Below are 17,173 nucleotides of genomic sequence, written 5' to 3' on the forward strand. Positions count from 1 at the left end.
GGGGATGAGGGGCAGCCGACCGCTGCGGCCGACGATGACGGTGACCCGACCTGGAGGTACGCCATGGCACTGGCCGCGACCGAGGACTACCCGCTCCTGGACGTCATGTGGTCCATGATCGTGTTCTTCGGGCTGCTGCTGTTCTTCTGGTTGCTCTTCGTGGTGTTCGACGACCTCTTCAAGCGTCGCGACATCGGCGGGTGGGGCAAGACCCTCTGGACGGTCGTCGTCATCCTGCTGCCCTACCTCGGGGTGTTTACCTACCTCATCGTCGAGGGCCGGGACATCGTCGGACGCCGCGCCCAGGAGGCGGCGGAGGCCCAGCAGCAGCTGGAGGACAGGATGCGACGGATCTCCGCCCAGGCCCCCGCCGGCGGCACCGGGGAGATCCAGCGCGGCAAGCAGCTGCTCGACGAGGGCACCATCACCGCTGACGAGTTCGACGCGATCAAGCGCCGGGCCCTGGTCTGACCCGGCCACCGGCCGTGGCCCTGCGCCGACCGCCCAGCACCCGGACCCTGGTCCCGTCCCCACGGGCGTCGGAGCCCGCCGGCACGCACGCCGCGTCGACCACCGTCGTGGACCGGGTCCGCGTGCCCGGCCTCGTCTCCAGCGCCTACGGGGCCGCGCTGCGCCTCCCGGTGGCCGGCCGCGTCCTCCGGCCGACGTCCTCGGTCGCCACCTGGGCGCTGCGCCGCGCGCGGACGACGGCCGCCGGGCTGGTCCGGGCGGAGGTCGGGGACCTGACCGAGCGGGCGGGGCGGCTGGCCGACCTGGTCCTGCCGCAGGTCGTCCGGGAGGTCCTCACCCGGATCGACGTGGTCGCCGTGGTGACCGAGTTCGTGGACCTCGACCGGATCGCCCAGCTCCTCGACGTCGACCCGGTGGTGGCACGGGTCGACGTCGACGCCGTCGTCGCCCGGGTCGACCTGGGCGCCGTCGTCTCCCGGCTGGACCTCGACGCGATCGTCGCGCAGGTCGACCTCGACGCCATCGTGTCCCGGGTCGACCTCGACGCTGTCGTCGACCGGCTGGACATCGACCGGATCGCCGCCGCCCTCGACCTCGACGCCGTCATCGACCGGCTCGACGTCGACCGGGCCGCCCGCCGCCTGGACCTCGACGAGGTCATCGAGCGCGTCGACGTCGACGCCGTCGTCGCCCGGGCCGACCTCGACGCCGTCGTCTCCCGGCTGGACATCGACGCGATCGTCGCGCAGGTCGACCTGGACGCGATCGTCGACCGGCTCGACATCGACCGCATCGCCGCCGCCCTCGACCTCGACGCCGTCATCGACCGGCTCGACGTCGACCGGGCCGCCGGCCGGCTGGACCTGGACCAGGTGATCGAGCGGCTGGACCTCATCGGGCTCGCCCGGTACGTCGCCGAGGGCATGGACCTCGGCCAGGTCATCCGGTCCTCCACCGAGACCATCTCCCAGCAGGTGGTCGACGACGTCCGCTCCTCGACGGCGGACGCCGACCGGGCGGTGGAACGGCTCGTCGACCGGTTGCTGCTGCGCCGCCAGCCCCGCCGCACCGCCCTGACCACTCCCCCGCCGGCGGACGACGATGGCCACCGCTGAGCGACCGCCCGGCACCCCGGCAGCCGAGCACCCCTGGCACTCCTCCGCCCAGCCGGCCCGGCCACCGCGGAGCCCGGTGGCGCCCGCCGGCGGACCCCGGCGGGCGGGGCTGGTCAGCCGCACCCTGGCCGCAGGGGTGGACATCGTCGTCGCCCTCGGGCTGCTGCTGGCCGGCTACCTGGGCACCGCGGGCGTCCTCTTCCTGGCGCAGACGACGTCCTTCCGCTTCCCGGTACCGGGGTCGGCGCTGCTGATCGCGCTCGGGCTGGCCGTGCTGGCCGGCTACCTGACGGTGACCTGGGCCCTCACCGGGCGCAGCTACGGCGACCAGCTCCTCGGGCTCCGGGTCACCGACCGGCGGGGCCGGCGCCCGCGCTGGTCCGTGGCGGCGGCCCGCGCCGTGCTGTCGGTCCTGCTGCCGCTGGGTGTGCTCTGGGTCGCGGTGAGCCGGCAGAACCGCTCGCTGCAGGACCTCCTGCTGCGCACGTCGGTGGTCTACGACTGGCCGGCGCACTGAGCTCCCCGGCAGGCGGGGCGGCGGACGGCTACACGTCCGCCTCGGCCACGATCCGGCCGGAGGCGATGGCGGCCACCAGCGCGGCGTGGTCGCGCTCGTTCTGGTCGGCGTAGGCGTCGGCGAACTCGCCGATGGCCACGTCGAACTCCGGGCCCTTGCCCAGGTAGGCGGCGATCGCGACCCGGTCGCCGGAGCGGGCGTGCGCGCGGGCCAGGGTCCACCCGCAGATCTCGCCGTAGGCCCGCATGCCCGCCGGCACCATCTGCTCCACCTCGGCCGAGCCCTTCCAGTCGCGCAGCTGCCGGATGTAGAAGTCCCGCGGCCGGCCGTCGAAGCCCGGGGACTGCACCCAGCCGAGGAAGATGTCGCTGGCCGCCTGCATCAGGCGCTGCCCGACCACGACCCGTTCCCCGCAGTTGGCGAACGCGCTGGTGCCGGCGTACTCCTCCAGCACCGAGGGTCCGGCCTCCTTCGCCTGGAGGAACAGCGGCGCGACGCCGTCCTCGAGCAGCAGGATCATCCACGACCGGGTGCCGACGCTGCCCACGCCGACGACCTTCCGGGCCATGTCGACCATCGTGTGCCGCTCCAGCAGCACGCGCCGCTCGGGCGGGAGGGTCTGGGCGTAGGTCCGCATCAGCGCCGCGAGCATCTGCTCGGTCGAGGCGACCTCGGCCGGGTCGGGGATCAGGTCCCGGAGCGGCACGATGAGCGGCGGGGCGGCCACCAGGCGCGCCTCCCCGTCCTCGATCCGGGCGAACCGGCTCAGCGCCCCGAGGTTGTCCTTGGTCCGCGCCTTGGCGCCGCCGCGGGCCAGGGCCTTCCGCTGGCGGGCGGCCAGCGAGACGTCGGCGACGGCGCCGACGGTGTCCAGGTCGGCGTGGGCGTACCAGACCTCCAGGGCGGTCATCCCGGCGAACGCCCGCATGGCCTTCCGGTACCGGGCGACCGCGGCCTCGACGATGCGCCGGCGGGTCCGCGCCGGGAAGTCCCGGGAGCGGCCGGCGATCTCCAGGCTGGCGGCCAGCCGCTTGACGTCCCACTCCCAGGGTCCGGGCAGGGTCTCGTCGAAGTCGTTGAGGTCGAAGACCAGGTTGCGCTCCGGTGAGGCGAACACCCCGAAGTTCGCCAGGTGGGCGTCCCCGCAGAGCTGGACCGGAAGGCCCGACCGGGGGGTGGGTGCCAGGTCGGCGGCCATGGGCAGCGCGGCACCGCGGTAGTAGGCGAAGGGCGAGGAGGCCATCCGGCCGTAGCGGATGGGCAGCAGCTCGGGGACCCGGGTCGTGCCCTGACCCTCGAGCAGCGAGACCGGGTCGCTGCGGTCGGCCGCCGGGCGGAAGCCGGCGTGGCTCTCCCGCGGCACCTCGCTGCGGGCGGCCTTCCCACGGGCCACCCGCTCGTCGCGGGTCTGGTGCGGCACCGCGCGCTCCACCGCCTCCAGCTGGCCCTCGACGGTCGGGGCCACGACGGCGGTGGGCGGCGTCGGCACGGCCGGGTCTGTCGCGCGCCGGGGTGCGGGGGCCACCGAGGCCCCGCCGGCCGGGCGCCGGGTCCGCTTGGTCGGGACGGCGCCGTTCCGGCTCGTGCCGCGGGTCGTGGACCGGCTCATCGGGGTGCTCCTCGGGTGGGGTCCGCCGCCGGGTGGGGGGCTGCCCGGCGAGGCGGCTGTGCGGGACGGACGTGCGAGCGTCCAGGCCACGCTCCCGCCCCCGGCGGCGGGCGGCGTCATGCGAACGGGGTGAACACCCGGGCCGGCCGTCCTCACGCCGGCAGGATGTTGATCACCCGGGACAGGACGACCACGAGCACGCTCAGCGAGATGGCCGACTGCAGCGCCATCAGGCCCTTGACCCGCAGCGTGAGCGGCACCGTGTCCGTCGGGCTCAGCGCGACGACGTTCGTGAACGCCACGTAGAGGTGGTCCCCGAAGTGCGGTCGCCAGTCCGGTGGCGCCACTCCCTGCGGGACCGTCTGCGGGAACTGGAAGTCGGGGTACGGCGGCTGCTGGGCGGCACGCCCCGCCGGACCACCACCGTCCACCTGCCAGTACAGCAGGGCGAAGGTGACCACGTTGGCGAGCAGCAGCAGCCCGGCCGCCACCAGCAGCCGCCCGGCGGTCAGCGCGACGCCGTCCACCGCGCCGTCGTCCAGGACCAGCAGCACCAGGCGGCCGGCGGCGAACGCGTTGGCCGCCGCCAGGAGCCCGAAGAGGCCGAGTGCCAGCGACCGGGCAGCGCGCGGCACGGGCCCGGGCCGGAGGGCGATGAGCAGCAGGACCAGCACCGCGACGCCCTCCACGAGCGGGACGAGCAGCGGTGGCCCCACACGGTTCCGGGCCGGGACGAGCACCTGCGGGAGGATGACGGCCGAGACGGCCACCAGGGGCCACGCGTAGCTCTCGCTCGAGCGGCCTCCCGGCCGGGGCGCCGGCCGGTCCGCAGGCGTCACCCCAGGTACGGCCGGGCGCCGACGTCCAGCGCCTGCTGGATCCAGGCGCGGGCCGGCGAGGCGATCACCAGCCCGCCGAGGTCCTCGGGTGCGAACCAGGCGGCCTCGCTCGTCTCGTACGCGTCCCCGTGGGGCGTGCCGTCGAGCGCGCGGGCCAGGAGGACCAGCGCGAACACCTGGCGGACCTCGCCGTCCGTGGCCTGGACCACGTAGCCGGGGTCGGTGAACATCCCGGCGAAGCCGGTGATGACCACCGGGACGCCGGCCTCCTCGGCCGTCTCCCGGACGGCGGCCTCGCAGGCGCTCTCACCGACGTCCACCCGGCCGCCGGGCAGCTCCCAGGCGCCGCTGTCGCACCGCCGCACGAGGAGCAGCCGGCCGTCGCGGCGGCGCGCCACGACGAACACCGAGGGGACGACGACGCTCGCCCGTGGCGCGTCGGGATCGTGGACGTAGACCTTCCGGCCGGCGGCGGTGCGGTTGATCGTCGTCATGGAGGTGCCCTGCTCTCGGGTACGGGTGCCCACAAGGTCCCTCCCGGCCGGTGGCCGGACCTCCCCCGCAGAGGGTGAACGGCAGCGCGGGCCCGCAGCTGACTGGCCCCCGTCGAGGCCGGCTCGGCCGCCGCACACCGCGCTCCGGTGGCCTCCCGGTTCCCCTGCCCGGGGTGAGCAGCCGCCGCCGCGCCCGCAGCACGCTCGACCCCATGGACTCCGCAGCCCTCGCCGGGCCGACCGCGGTCGGCACCGATCCCCTGCCCAGCTGGCGACCGGGCGCTGCCCGGGACGCCGTCGTCGCGTTCGTCGACCGCGTCCGCGGCGCGGACGGGACCGAGCCCGTCCCCGTTGAGGAGCGGGTGGCGGTGTTCGACAACGACGGCACCCTGTGGTGCGAGAAGCCGATGCCGGTCCAGCTCGACTTCGTCCTGCGGCGGCTGGTCGAGATGGTGCAGGCCGACCCCGCCCTCGGCGACCGGCAGCCGTGGAAGGCGGCACGTGACCGCGACGCCGGGTGGCTGGCCAGCACCGTCGCCGAGCACTACGCCGGGGACGACCGCAAGGCCGAGGTGCTGATGGCCGGCATCCTGGCCGGCTACGCCGGGATGACCGTCGAGGACTTCGAGCAGCGCTCGCGCGGCTTCCTCCGGACGGCCGGCCACCCCACGCTCGGGCGGCCGTACCTGGAGTGCACCTACCGGCCCATGGTCGAGCTGCTGGCGCACCTGGCGGCCTCCGGGTTCACCAGCTACATCGCCTCCGGCGGAGGCCGGGACTTCATCCGCCCGGTCAGCCAGGAGCTCTACGGCGTGCCCCCGGAGCGGGTGATCGGCAGCACCGCCACGCTGGCCTTCGCCGAGGACGGGGCCGGCGGCGCCCTCACGCACACCCCCGTGCCCGACCTCCTCGACGACGGCCTGCAGAAGCCGATCCGGATCTGGAGCCGGGTCGGCCGCCGGCCGCTGCTGGCCGCCGGGAACTCCGACGGCGACGGGGCCATGCTCGACTTCGCGCAGCGCCCCGGGCTGCCCAGCCTGCGGCTGCTCCTCGTCCACGACGACGCGGAGCGGGAGTTCAGCTACACCACCGGGGCCGAGGCAGCGCTCGCCCGCGCCGGCCGGGACGGCTGGACGCTGGTCAGCATGCGGGACGACTGGGCCACCGTCTTCTGAGCCCCCGCGCCGGGCCGCCCGGCACGGGGACGACCCGTGCCGGGCGGCCCACCGGGCTCACTCGCGGGACATCATCGCCACGGCCTCGCGCTCCAGGTCCACGTACGGCGTCCCGGAGACGTCGACGACCACCCGGTGCAGGGTGCCCCCGGTGAACCGCCAGGGCGCCTCGCCCGGGTAGTCGTCGGTGACCGGCTCACCGCTGTCCCGCCCGGCGGTGAGCCCCTCCCCGGCGAGGGAGAACATGCCCGGCTGGGTGCGGATCTGCCCCTCCCCGACCTTGCGGTCGCCGTGGAACAGCGACAGCGTCCCGTGCGCGGTGCCCGGCGGGTCCTCCCCGGCCTTCGCGAAGCTGGCGGACAGGATCAGGCCGTCGCCGACCGGCAGGTCCTCGGTCGCGTCGACCCGCTGCTCGGTCACGCCGACGAAGTTGTTCACGTAGTGCAGCCGGTTCCCCTTCACGTAGAGGGTGTGCCCGCCGAACCGGCTGCCGTGCGCGAACAGCACCCCCTGCGCGCCCGGGCTCGGGAGGTCGACCTCGGCCCCGATGCTGAAGTCCCGGTTGCGGACGTTGACCGCGATGAACTCCGGGACCTCCGCGCCGCCGGGCCGGTACACGTAGCGGTCGCGCGGCGGGATCAGCTGCGGCCGCGGCGTCAGGATGATCTCCAGCGCCGACCGGTCGTCGAGGGGGAAGGCGTGGCTGACGCCCGCCTCGTAGAACCAGAGCCCGATCAGCTCGGCCAGCCGCTCCGGTTCCTCGGCCGCGAGGTCGTGCAGCTCGGACCGGTCGGTCTCGACGTGGTAGAGCTCCCAGGTGTCCTGGGCGTAGCCGCCCCAGCCGCCGAGCGCCGGGTGGGTGGTGACCGCCTTCCACCCGTCGTGCCAGATGCCGCGGGTGCCCAGCATCGAGTAGAACTGCGTCGTCCGGGTCGAGGGTGCGTCCGGGGCGGTGAAGCTGGAGACCATGCTGACCCCCTGGATCGGGATCTGGGTCACCCCGCGCACGGTGTCGGGCTCGGCCAGCCCCAGGCACTCCAGCACGGTGGGCACGATGTCGATGGCGTGGTGGTACTGGTGGCGGAGCTCGCCCCGGGCGGGGATGCCGGCCGGCCAGGACACGATGCACGGGTCGCAGGTCCCGCCGTTGAACGAGTAGCGCTTCCACATCTTGAACGGCGTGTTGAACGCCATCGCCCAGCCGGTCGGGTAGTGGTTGTAGGTGTTCGGGCCGCCCAGCTCGTCGAGCATGGCCAGGTTGGCCGCCAGGTCGTCGGGGACCCCGTTGAAGAACTTGTTCTCGTTGACCGAGCCGTCCGGACCTCCCTCACCGCTGGCCCCGTTGTCGGACACCACGACGACGATCGTGTGCTCCAGCTGACCGATCGACTCGAGGTGGTCCAGCAGCCGGCCGATCTGGTGGTCGGCGTGGGACAGGAACCCGGCGTAGACCTCGGCCATCCGGGCGAACAACCGTCGCTCGTCGGCCGACAGGGTGTCCCACGGCTTGGTGTAGTCCAGCGGGGGGTAGGGCTCGCCCTTCGGCCCGGTCCGTGCCCCCGGGGTGCCGATCGGGTTGATCGGCGGCAGCTCGGTGCTGTCGGGCACGATGCCCAGCCGCTTCTGATTGGCCAGGATCTGCTCGCGGACCGCCTCGTAGCCCATGTCGAACCGGCCGCGGTACCGGTCCGCCCACTCGCGCGGCACCTGGTGCGGCGCGTGGGCCGCACCGAGCGCGTAGTAGAGGAACACCGGCCGCTCGGGGGCGATGGTCTTGACGTCGTCGATGAACTCGATCGCCTTGTCGGTCAGGTCGACGCTCAGGTGGTACCCGTCCTCGGGGCTCGCCGGGGCGTCGACCGGGTGGTTGTCGTGCACGAGGTCCGGGTACCACTGGTTGCTCTCCGCACCGAGGAAGCCGTAGAACCGCTCGAAGCCCCGCCCGAGCGGCCAGTTCCGCTTGGTGGCGGCCAGGTTCATCTCGTCCTGCGCGCACAGGTGCCACTTGCCGACCATGGCCGTGCTGACGCCGCGCTCGACCAGCACCTCGGGCAGGGTGGCGCACTCCGGCGGCACGTGCCCGTTGCCGTTCGGGAAGCCGGTCGCCGCCTCGGTGATGCAGGCCATCCCGTTGGTGGTGTGGTTGCGGCCGGTGAGCAGGCAGGAGCGGGTGGGCGAGCACAGGGCCGTGGTGTGCCACTGCGTGTACCGCAGCCCGGCGGCGGCGACCCGGTCGATGTTCGGGGTGTCGATCAGGCCCCCGTAGCAGCCCAGCGCCCCGAAGCCGACGTCGTCCAGCACGACATAGACCACGTTCGGGGTGTCCGGTGGGGCGACGGCCTGGGAGAACGGCGCCCAGTCCGGCGTCGAGTCACGGATGTCGAGGCCCACCACACCACGGAACGGTTCGGACATGACGTCTCCTCATCGGGGGTGCCCGCGCCAGCACGGGCGGTGGGCCGAGCCTGCTGAGCCGCCGCGGGCGGGACCTCACCTCGGCGAGGTGAAGGCGCTGCGCCCGTCGGGGCCGCGTCGTCCCGACCGGGGCGGCCGGGCCCGGACGTGCAGCACCTCCCCGGGCGGATCCAGGCTGCGGCGCCTGGTCCGCCCGGGGAGGTGCGGTGCGGTGCGGTGCGGTGCGGTGGAGCTCAGTCGACGTCCGCGAAGGCCTCCCGCAGCTTGGTCTCCTGCTCGTTCGTGAGGTTCGTCGAGACCAGCGTCGCGCCGGAGTTGCGGAACTCCTCGACCACCTTGTCGACGACCACGTTCGACGTCAGCACGAACAGCGCCGAGGTCCCCGGGGTGACCTGCGCGCGCACCTCGCGGATGAACTGGTCGTCGATCCCGACGTCCGACATCGACCCGGCCATCGCGCCCATGGCCGCACCGACGGCCATCCCGAGCAGCGGGATGAAGAAGATCAACCCGAAGAGCAGCCCCCAGAAGCTGCCACCGAGCGCGCCGGCCCCGGCCAGCTTGTGCAGCTGCTCCGTCTTCGGCTTCTTCTTGCCCTCCGGCCAGTAGACGTAGGCGCCGTCGTTGATCTGCAGCAGTTCCTCCTTCTGCATCCGCTCGAGCGCCGTGAGGGCGCCTTCTGCACCGCCCGCCGTGTCGAACTTCCACACCGTCAAGGTCGCCATGCCGTGCTCCTCAGGTCGTCGGACTCCCTGCCGGCTCCCGGCGGTCGCCGGACCGACGAGGACCACGGCCAGTCTCGGAACCGCGTCGTCGTCCGGGCATCACCCGATCCGGAGGATCGGCGCGGCCCCGCACGGCGGGCGGCGGCGGGCCGGCGGCGGGGCGGGCCGACGACCCGGTCGCCGGTCACCCCGACCGAGTGACGCCCGGCGCACCCGATGGGGAGACGGTGGACGCGATCCGGGCACCTGACCCGGTCGGCCCCTCCGAGGAGCACCGATGACCGATCTCGGCTCGTCCCGTCCCGCCGTGGACACGACCCGGCCCGCCTACGGCAACAGCCCGGACCCGACCCGGTGGACCGGGTGGGTCGTGTTCGCCGCCGTCATGATGATCATGCTCGGCACGTTCCAGGCCATCGAGGGCCTCGTCGCGATCTTCGACGACGGCTTCTACGGGGTCACCGAAGCAGGCCTGGTGGTCAACGTCGACTACAGCGTCTGGGGCTGGGTCCACCTGTTCCTGGGTGCCCTGGTCGCCATCGCCGGCGTCGGGGTGCTGACCGGCAACGTGGTCGCCCGTGCGGTCGGCGTCCTGCTGGCCGTGCTGAGCGCGGTGCTGAACCTGGCGTTCATCACCGCCTACCCCGTGTGGAGCACGATCATCATCGCCGTCGACGTGGTGGTCATCTACGCGCTCGTCGTGCACGGCCGGGAGCTGCACGACGCCAGGTGAGGTCCCCGTCGCGCGAGCACGGGCGGAGCGGCCCGGCCCCTCGAGGGGCCGGGCCGTTGCGCGTGACCGGTCCGCCGAGCGCACTCCCCCCGCGGGAGGGCAGCGCCGGTCAGTGCCCGGCGATGCGCCGGCGCACCTCGCGCTCGATCAGGATGGGCAGGAACTGGCGCACGGTCGCCGAGGCGAACCGGGTCCGCGCGTGCGCCAGGTGGGCCTGCAGGTCCCGCTCCCGGTGCGGGTCGCCCGCCGCCTCGGCCAGCAACCGCTGCTCCAGCTGCCGGATCCGCTCGTCGACGCTGTGCGCGCCGGCCAGGAGGTCCCGGCGGGCGGCGACCGGACCGCCGGGGCGCGGGACGCCCTCGGCTCCCTCGTCCCGCGGGAGCACGGTGGTCGGCGGGACCTCGGTCGGGACCACCAGCGGGGTGCGGGCGGGGGCCGCACCGGCCGGGCCACCCCCCGAGGACGACCCGGCCGGTGGCGCGGACCAGCGGGACGCGGTCACGCCGTCCCCGGTGACGGTCACCGGGCCGGCGGGCGCTGTCCGGCCACCGGCCCGGCGCCCCCGGCGTCGGTGGGGCCGAGCCCCCACTCGCTGCCCAGCGTGCCCTCGGCCGCGGCCCGGCCGCTGCGGCCGCCCCCGGCACCCCGCAGGACGTACGCCGCGCCCACCGCGAGCAGCGCACCGGCGACCGGTCCGAGCAGGTAGGCCCACCAGGACGTCCAGTCCCCGAGGACCAGCGCCGGGCCGAGCGACCGGCCGGGGTTCATCGAGGCCCCGCTCACCGGTGAGCCCCACAACCCCGCGAGGGCGATGTAGCTGCCGACCCCGATCGCGGCGATGGGTCCGAGCTGCTGCGCTCCGGAGGACACCCCCAGGATCGTGCTCACCAGCCCGGCCGTCAGGACGATCTCCCAGACCATGGCCGTGGACGTCGAGATCCCGGGGCCGGGCAGGGTGAGGCCCGCGCTCCCCTGGTCCCCCAGCAGGGCGAGCAGCAGCAGCGTGGCCAGGACGGCCCCCACCAGCTGCGCGACCACGTAGGCCGGCACCCGCTTCCAGGGGAAGTCACCGCGCAGCGCGAACGCGATGCTCACCGCCGGGTTGAGGTGGGCGCCGGAGACCGCGCCCATGAACAGGATGATCGCGGCGACCATCAGCGCCGGGGCCACCACGAGCGCGCCGTAGGGCACAGCGGAGCCGCCGAACCGCGCGTTGACCATGCCCCCGCCCACGGCCACGAGGACGAGGAAGAAGGTCCCGAGCAGCTCGGAGAACAACCGCCGTCCCTCGTACCGCCGGTCCCAGAAGTCGAACTGGGCGAGCATCGAGTCCGGCGTGCCGAGCGTGCGCGGCAGCTGCCTGCGGTCCTGGCCCGCCTGGGCGGGTGCCTCTCCCTCGTCGCGCACGGGCCACCTCCGGTCGGCGTTCGGAGGGGCGACCGTGCCACCCGGCGGGAGCCGCCGACCCCACCCGGGAGGGATGACCGCCCGGAGGTGGTGCCGCGGGCCCCGTCCGCGCGGCCGTCCCCGCCCTCCCCCCGGCGGAGGACCACCCCGCCGTGGTGGTCGGGAGCCGGACAACGGCGCGGGAACGGCGCCGCTCACCCGCAGCGGGTGACGCGGTCCCGGCCCTCGACCGGGCACGGTTGCCGGGTGGCGGATGACACCGTCCGACCGGCGCGTGCCGATCCGCGGTGGCTCCGACCCCGGCCTGGGGACGCCGCCACCACTCCGAGAGGAGGAGTGATGACCTCGGTTCCTCGAGCGAAGACGTCGGTCCCCTGCCTGCCCCCGGTGTTCCTGCCCCGGCCGCACCTCCTGACCGCCCTCGACCGGGGTGACGACAGCGCGGTCACGCTGGTCTGCGCGCCGCCCGGCCACGGCAAGACGCTGCTGCTGGCCGACTGGGTCCGCTGCGACGGCGTCCCCGTCGCGTGGGTGGCCCTCGACGAGGACGACGACGACCCCCGCCGGCTCTGGACGTCGGTGCTCGCGGCGCTCGCGGCCTGCCCTGCCGTGCCGCCGTCCAGCCCGTTGCGCAGCCTGGTGGTGCCCCGCACGACCGTCGGCATCGACTTCCTCACCGAGCTGTTCCAGGCGCTGGACGCCGTGCCGACCCGGATCCGGCTGGTCCTCGACGACGCGCACCACCTCCGCAGCCCGGCCACCCTGCACGGCGTGGAGGCGTTGCTGCGCCACCAGCTGGGGAGCGTGCGCCTGGTGCTCGGCAGCCGCGCCGACCCGGCCCTCCCCCTCGCCCGGCTGCGGATGGAGGGCCGGCTCTGCGAGCTGCGCACCGGGCAGCTGGCCTTCTCGGCGGAGGAGACCGGCTCCCTCGCCGACCGCTGCGGGCTCCGGCTGACGTCCCGGCAGAGCGCGCTGCTGCACGAGCGCACGGAGGGCTGGGTGGCCGGGATCCGGCTGGCCGCCCTCGCGCTGCGGCAGCACCCCGACGCGGACGACTTCCTGGCGGCGTTCTCCGGCGACGACCGGTCGGTCGCCGACTACCTGTCCGACGAGGTCTTCTCGGCCATCTCCGCGGACGAGGGAGACCTCCTCCGGCGGGTGAGCATCAGCGACCCCATGCCGGTGCTGCTCGCCGTCGAGCTCACCGGTCGGGTCGACGCCGGGGACGTGCTGGCGGGCCTGGAGCACACCACGGGGCTGGTGACCGCCGCCGGGCCGCACCGGACGGAGTTCCGGGTGCAGGAGCTGATGCGCTCCTACCTGACCGCTGAGCTGCAGCGCGACGGTCCGGTCGTGGTGGCCGAGCTGCACCGGAGGGCCGCCGAGTGGTGGTCGGCGGCGGGTGCGCCGCTGCGTGCCCTCCGCCACGCGGCGCAGAGCGGGAGCGAGAAGCTCACGATCGGCCTGCTGCACCAGTGGGCGGCGGTGCTCGTCGCCGCGGGCCAGCACGGCGAACTGCGCAGGCTCCTGGCCGCACTGGAGCCGCGGCAGCCGGAGCCGGACCCCTGGCTCCCGCTCATCACCGCCCAGGTCCACATCGGGGAGGGCGACTGGACGGCCGCGCAGGCCGACGTCCGGCGCGCTGCGGTCGCCCCCGGCCCCGAGGACCCCCTGCTGGCGCGCTTCCGGAGCGCCACCTCGGGGCTGGCCGGGCTCGGCTGCCCCGCGGCCGAGGACGTGCCCGGGACGGACGGCTCCGCCCTCGCCGCGCTGGAGTCGCTCGGCCGGGGCGCGGCGGGGCTCTTCGCGGCCGGCGCCCTCGCGCCGGACCGGTTCGCTGCCGTCCTGGGGCAGCTGGAGGCGGCTCTGGCCGTCGCCCGCGACCAGCAGCTCGGTCTGCTCGAGGTCGAGTCGCAGGCGCTCATCGCGGCAGCCGCCGTCACCGGCGGTGACCACTCCCGCGCCCAGCGGGCTGCCCGCGCCGCGGTCGCCGCGGCCACGGCGCACGGCTGGCTCGACTCGCCGTGGGTGGTCAGCGCCCGTGCCGTGCAGGCCCACGCGAGCCTCGCCCAGGCGGCCCCGGAGCGTGCCCTGGCGGCCGCCGGCGAGGGCCTGGCGGCCATGCAGGAGACGCCGCAGCCGGCCCTCCGGTTCGCGCTCCGCGCGGCCCGGGGCGGGGCGCTGTGCGACCTCGGTGACCGGACGGCGGGCCTGCTGGAGCTGCAGCAGGCCGAGGCCGAGCTCGGTGGGGCGCACCTCCCCGCCCCGCTGGCCGCGTCGGCCGCACTGCTGGAGCACCGGGCGGCGCTGCTGCTCGACCTGCCCACCGCCGCGGCCTCGGTGCTGAGCCGGCTGGCCGCACGGGGCGATGCGGCCGCCGAGGTGCTGCTCATGCGGTCGTGGGCCGAGGCGGCCTCCGGGTCCCCGCGCTCGGCCCGGGCCGCGGTGGCCCCGCTGCTGCAGGGACGTGTGCCGGCGGTGCTGCGCTCGACGACGGTCGAGGCGTGGCTGGTGGACGCGTGGGGAGCCCAGCGGACGGGCGACCGGCCGGCCGGCCGGTCCGCGCTGCAGGCGGCGCTCGACCTGGCCGAGCCGATGGACCTGGTCCGTCCCTTCGCCATCGCCGGCCCGGGACTGCGGGCGCTGCTGGTCGACCAGCTCGGCGGCGTCCGGGACCGGTCCGCCTTCACGTTCCGCTGCCTTGCGTCCGAGCGGCGGGCACGCGAGCCCCTGCCGGCCTCGCTCAGCGCGCGGGAGCGGGACGTCCTCGCCGAGCTGGCCTCGCTGAGCAACCTGAGCGAGATCGCCGACGACCTCGACGTGTCCGTGAACACGGTCAAGAGCCACGTCCGGGCGATCTACGGCAAGCTGGGCGTGAGCACGCGCCGCGAGGCGGTCCTCACGGCGTGGGAGCACGAGGTGCCGCGGTGACCTCACCGGGCGGGAGCCCTCCCCCTGCGTCCACCGCCGCCGCCGCACCGCCGCCCCCAGCCCCGGTCGACCCGCCCGGCCCGGCGTCGTGGTCGGTGCCGCACCCGCGGGCGGGCACGGAGGACCCGGCAGCCGGCGCGGTCCCGCCGGGCCTGCTGCGCGTGCACGCCAGCAAGACCACCGTCCCCGAGCTGCCCGCCGAGTTCACCGCCCGGCCGGCGCTGCGGCTGCGGCTCGACTCCGCCGGCCCGGGCCAGATCGTCGTGGTCAGCGCGCCCGCGGGTTCGGGGAAGACCCTCCTGCTCGCGGACTGGGTGCGCGACCCGGCCGGACCCGAGACGGCCTGGGTCACCGTCGATGCCGACGACAACGACCCGCGGAGGTTGTGGTCGGCCGTGCTGACGGCGCTGCACGCGCTGCCCTGCCTCTCCCGGGACGGTCGGCCCGGAGGGGCCCGGGACGTCGTCCCGCCGACCGACGGCGACCTCGTGGACGCGGTCGTCGCGGTGCTGGAGACCTGCGACCCACCGGTCCGGCTCGTCCTCGACGACGTGCAGGAGCTGACCGGCCAGGACGTCCTGCGCGACCTCAACCGGCTGGTCCGGCGGTTCCCGGCGGGCCAGCGCCTCGTGCTCGCCAGCCGGTCCGACCCGCCCACCTCCATCCCGCGGCTCCGGCTCGAGGGCCGCGTCCACGAGGTGCGGGCGGACGCGCTGGCCTTCACCGTCGCCGACACCGGCAGGCTCCTGTCGACCGCCGGCCTGGACCTCCTCCCCGACCAGGTGGCCGCCCTGCACGCCCGCACCGAGGGGTGGGTGGCCGGGCTCCGGCTCGCCGCGCTGGCGCTGCGCCGGACCGACGACGTCGCGGCCTTCCTCGCCAGCTTCTCCGGCGACGAGCGCTCGATCGCGGAGTACCTGACCGGGGAGGTCCTCGGCGGCCTGGGGGCGGAGAAGCGGGACCTCCTCCGGCTGGTGAGCGTCTGCTCGAACCTGGCCGCCGAGCTGGCCGCCGTGCTCACCGGGCACGCCGACGCCGACCGGGTGCTCGACCAGCTGCACCACGAGACGGCACTCGTCGAGCGCACCTCCCCCGGCCACTACCGGATCCACCCGCTGCTCCGGTCCTACCTCGTGGCCGACCTCGTCCGGCACCGGCCGGAGGGCTACCGGAACGCCGAGGCAACCGCTGCGGGCTGGTGGTCCGCGCAGGTCGAGCCGGTGCACGCCCTGCGGCACGCCGGGCGCGCCGGGGACCCCGGGCTGCTGACCGCCCTGCTGCACCGCTGGGGGGTGACCCTGCTGGTACGCGGCGAGCTCGGCCCCTTGCAGCGGGCCCTCGCGGCCGCGGGCCCCGGCCCGCGCAGCACCGACCCGCGGTTGGCGTTGCTGGCCGCGGTCGCCCACCTGGACGGCGGGGACCTGCCCGCCGCCCTCGCCGAGCTGACCAACGCCCGGCGGAGCTGGCCGCCGTCCCCGGAGGCCGACCTCTCCGCCCTCCGGGCCGGCGCCGAGCTGCTGGCCACCAGCCGCGGCCTGCCCGGCTGGGACCACGACGCACCGGTCGACCACGACCGGCTGCCCGCCGAGCTGGTCGCCCTGCTGCACCTCAGCCGGGGCGTGGCGCTGCTCTGCGACCCCGGCGGGGTGGACGTCGAGCCGGCCCGGGACGAGCTGGCCCGGGCGGTCCGGCTGGCCCACGAGGGCCACCTCGGCTACCTGGAGGTGCAGGGCCTGTGGGCGCTCAGCTCACTCGCCACCGCCTCCGGGGACCAGGGCGGGGCGATCGCGACGGCCGAGCAGGCGGTGGCCGCGGCCACCCGCCACGGCCGGCACCCGTCGGCCTGGACCGCGGGGCCGACCGCGTTCCTCGCCCAGGCCGACCTGCTGCGCGGCGAGCCCGCCGTCGCCGCGGCCCGGGCCGCGGAGGTGCTGGTGCTGGGCGAGGGTGTCCCCCCCGAGGCGGCCTGGACCCTGCACTCCGTGCACGGGGCCGCCCGGGCCGACCAGGGCGACCAGGCCGGCGGGCTGGCGGAGCTGCGCGCGGCCCGGGTCGAGTTCGCGGACCACCCGGCCACCCCGGGCATGGTCGCCTCCCTCGCGCTGCTCGAGCACCAGGTGGCGCTGGAGAACGGCAACCTCGCCGCTGCCTCCGAGGTCGCGCGGTGGCTGGAGGCGCGCGTCGGGACCACGGGCGAGCTGCTGCTGCTCAAGGCGCGCACCGAGGCGGCGCGGGGTCGCCACGACGCGGTCCGGGTCACGCTGGCGCCCCTGGGCTCGCCCCGCCCGCCGGTCCTCCTCCCGTCGACCCGGGTCGAGGCGCACCTGCTCGAGGCGGAGGCTGCGCTGCACGCCGGGGAGCGGGCGGCGGCGCGGGCCGCGCTCGGGACGGCCCTCGGCGAGGCGGAGGCGATCGGCGGGGTCAGGCCGCTCGCGCTCGCCGGGCCGCTGACCCAGGAGCTGCTGGACGCGTGGCTGTCCCACGACCGGGGCCGCTTCGCCGCCGCCGTCGCAGCGGCCCGCGCCGTGGTGGTGCAGCAGCCCACGGTGCTGTTGAGCGAACGGGAGCTGGAGGTCCTCGCGCTGCTCCCCTCCCTGCTGAGCGCCCGGGAGATCGCCGACGAGTTCACCGTCTCGGTGAACACCGTGAAGAGCCACATCCGGTCGATCTACGCGAAGCTGGGTGTCTCCTCGCGCCGGGACGCGGTCGCCGCGGCACGCGACCGCGGGGTGCTCCGGTGAG

At 75.5% G+C, this 17,173-nt stretch carries 14 protein-coding genes; 7 read left to right on the forward strand and 7 right to left on the reverse strand.

Going from position 1 to position 17,173, the window contains the following annotated elements:
• The first annotated feature begins 63 nt into the window (after nucleotides 1-63).
• The 3 genes from MODMU_RS13410 (at nucleotide 64) to MODMU_RS13420 (ending at nucleotide 2,103) form a co-directional block, all read left to right on the forward strand.
• Nucleotides 64-471 carry a PLDc N-terminal domain-containing protein gene (locus tag MODMU_RS13410; protein ID WP_041795263.1) on the forward strand — a complete coding sequence of 136 codons (408 nt, stop codon included), beginning with the start codon at nucleotides 64-66 and terminating at the stop codon, nucleotides 469-471.
• A gap of 122 nt (nucleotides 472-593) precedes the next feature.
• A complete protein-coding gene (locus MODMU_RS27075; protein ID WP_166503486.1) occupies nucleotides 594-1,586 on the forward strand; it encodes a hypothetical protein in 993 nt (330 codons plus the stop codon).
• The gene (locus tag MODMU_RS13420) at nucleotides 1,573-2,103 is read left to right on the forward strand and encodes an RDD family protein (RefSeq protein ID WP_083869730.1); all 531 of its coding nucleotides are present in this window, start codon (nucleotides 1,573-1,575) and stop codon (nucleotides 2,101-2,103) included. The genes MODMU_RS27075 and MODMU_RS13420 overlap by 14 nt, the downstream gene beginning before the upstream one ends.
• Nucleotides 2,104-2,131: 28 nt before the next feature.
• On the opposite strand, the gene MODMU_RS13425 is transcribed toward MODMU_RS13420, so the two are convergent.
• The 3 genes from MODMU_RS13425 to MODMU_RS13435 all read right to left on the reverse strand — a co-directional run bounded on the left by MODMU_RS13425 (nucleotide 2,132) and on the right by MODMU_RS13435 (nucleotide 5,045).
• On the reverse strand, nucleotides 2,132-3,712 hold the full coding sequence (locus tag MODMU_RS13425; RefSeq protein ID WP_014740814.1) for a DUF2252 domain-containing protein: 1,581 nt from the start codon (nucleotides 3,710-3,712) through the stop codon (nucleotides 2,132-2,134).
• Between the two features lie 152 nt (nucleotides 3,713-3,864).
• Nucleotides 3,865-4,482: a hypothetical protein gene (locus MODMU_RS13430; RefSeq protein ID WP_197537412.1), complete on the reverse strand. Its 618-nt coding sequence runs from the start codon at nucleotides 4,480-4,482 to the stop codon at nucleotides 3,865-3,867.
• A gap of 65 nt (nucleotides 4,483-4,547) precedes the next feature.
• Nucleotides 4,548-5,045, reverse strand: coding sequence for an NUDIX hydrolase (locus tag MODMU_RS13435; protein WP_014740817.1), 498 nt, complete (start codon nucleotides 5,043-5,045; stop codon nucleotides 4,548-4,550).
• Between the two features lie 212 nt (nucleotides 5,046-5,257).
• Between MODMU_RS13435 and MODMU_RS13440 the strand changes: the two genes are divergently transcribed.
• Nucleotides 5,258-6,220, forward strand: coding sequence for an HAD family hydrolase (locus tag MODMU_RS13440; RefSeq protein ID WP_014740818.1), 963 nt, complete (start codon nucleotides 5,258-5,260; stop codon nucleotides 6,218-6,220).
• Between the two features lie 57 nt (nucleotides 6,221-6,277).
• Here MODMU_RS13440 and MODMU_RS13445 read toward each other — a convergent pair whose 3' ends face one another.
• Both MODMU_RS13445 and MODMU_RS13450 read right to left on the reverse strand, forming a co-directional pair.
• Nucleotides 6,278-8,635 (reverse strand): arylsulfatase, encoded by a 2,358-nt coding sequence (locus MODMU_RS13445; RefSeq protein WP_014740819.1) that lies wholly within the window; start codon nucleotides 8,633-8,635, stop codon nucleotides 6,278-6,280.
• Between the two features lie 233 nt (nucleotides 8,636-8,868).
• Nucleotides 8,869-9,360, reverse strand: a complete 492-nt coding sequence (locus MODMU_RS13450; RefSeq protein ID WP_014740820.1) for a DUF1269 domain-containing protein — start codon at nucleotides 9,358-9,360, stop codon at nucleotides 8,869-8,871.
• 277 nt (nucleotides 9,361-9,637) lie between these two features.
• On the opposite strand from MODMU_RS13450, the gene MODMU_RS13455 reads away from it, so the two are divergent.
• On the forward strand, nucleotides 9,638-10,093 hold the full coding sequence (locus MODMU_RS13455) for a DUF7144 family membrane protein (protein ID WP_014740821.1): 456 nt from the start codon (nucleotides 9,638-9,640) through the stop codon (nucleotides 10,091-10,093).
• A 109-nt stretch (nucleotides 10,094-10,202) separates the two neighbouring features.
• Here MODMU_RS13455 and MODMU_RS13460 read toward each other — a convergent pair whose 3' ends face one another.
• Both MODMU_RS13460 and MODMU_RS13465 read right to left on the reverse strand, forming a co-directional pair.
• Complete coding sequence (locus MODMU_RS13460; RefSeq protein ID WP_166503487.1) at nucleotides 10,203-10,595, reverse strand: three-helix bundle dimerization domain-containing protein; 393 nt, start codon at nucleotides 10,593-10,595, stop codon at nucleotides 10,203-10,205.
• A gap of 17 nt (nucleotides 10,596-10,612) precedes the next feature.
• Nucleotides 10,613-11,500: an MIP/aquaporin family protein gene (locus MODMU_RS13465; RefSeq protein WP_014740823.1), complete on the reverse strand. Its 888-nt coding sequence runs from the start codon at nucleotides 11,498-11,500 to the stop codon at nucleotides 10,613-10,615.
• 339 nt (nucleotides 11,501-11,839) lie between these two features.
• Between MODMU_RS13465 and MODMU_RS30040 the strand changes: the two genes are divergently transcribed.
• Complete coding sequence (locus MODMU_RS30040) at nucleotides 11,840-14,431, forward strand: winged helix-turn-helix domain-containing protein (RefSeq protein ID WP_014740824.1); 2,592 nt, start codon at nucleotides 11,840-11,842, stop codon at nucleotides 14,429-14,431.
• Nucleotides 14,428-17,172, forward strand: coding sequence for a winged helix-turn-helix domain-containing protein (locus tag MODMU_RS13475; protein ID WP_166503488.1), 2,745 nt, complete (start codon nucleotides 14,428-14,430; stop codon nucleotides 17,170-17,172). Before MODMU_RS30040 ends, MODMU_RS13475 begins: the two co-directional genes overlap by 4 nt.
• Nucleotide 17,173 lies beyond the last annotated feature (1 nt).

It is taken from the genome of Modestobacter italicus, from assembly GCF_000306785.1.
Lineage (GTDB): Bacteria > Actinomycetota > Actinomycetes > Mycobacteriales > Geodermatophilaceae > Modestobacter > Modestobacter italicus.

What these genes read in the sequence shown, in the direction of transcription:
- MODMU_RS13410 (WP_041795263.1), top strand. Translation starts at nt 64, where the DNA reads ATGGCACTGGCCGCGACCGAGGACTACCCGCTCCTGGACGTCATGTGG.
- MODMU_RS13420 (WP_083869730.1), top strand. Translation starts at nt 1,573, where the DNA reads ATGGCCACCGCTGAGCGACCGCCCGGCACCCCGGCAGCCGAGCACCCC.
- MODMU_RS13425 (WP_014740814.1), bottom strand. Translation starts at nt 3,712, where the DNA reads ATGAGCCGGTCCACGACCCGCGGCACGAGCCGGAACGGCGCCGTCCCG.
- MODMU_RS13435 (WP_014740817.1), bottom strand. Translation starts at nt 5,045, where the DNA reads ATGACGACGATCAACCGCACCGCCGCCGGCCGGAAGGTCTACGTCCAC.
- MODMU_RS13440 (WP_014740818.1), top strand. Translation starts at nt 5,258, where the DNA reads ATGGACTCCGCAGCCCTCGCCGGGCCGACCGCGGTCGGCACCGATCCC.
- MODMU_RS13445 (WP_014740819.1), bottom strand. Translation starts at nt 8,635, where the DNA reads ATGTCCGAACCGTTCCGTGGTGTGGTGGGCCTCGACATCCGTGACTCG.
- MODMU_RS13450 (WP_014740820.1), bottom strand. Translation starts at nt 9,360, where the DNA reads ATGGCGACCTTGACGGTGTGGAAGTTCGACACGGCGGGCGGTGCAGAA.
- MODMU_RS13455 (WP_014740821.1), top strand. Translation starts at nt 9,638, where the DNA reads ATGACCGATCTCGGCTCGTCCCGTCCCGCCGTGGACACGACCCGGCCC.
- MODMU_RS30040 (WP_014740824.1), top strand. Translation starts at nt 11,840, where the DNA reads ATGACCTCGGTTCCTCGAGCGAAGACGTCGGTCCCCTGCCTGCCCCCG.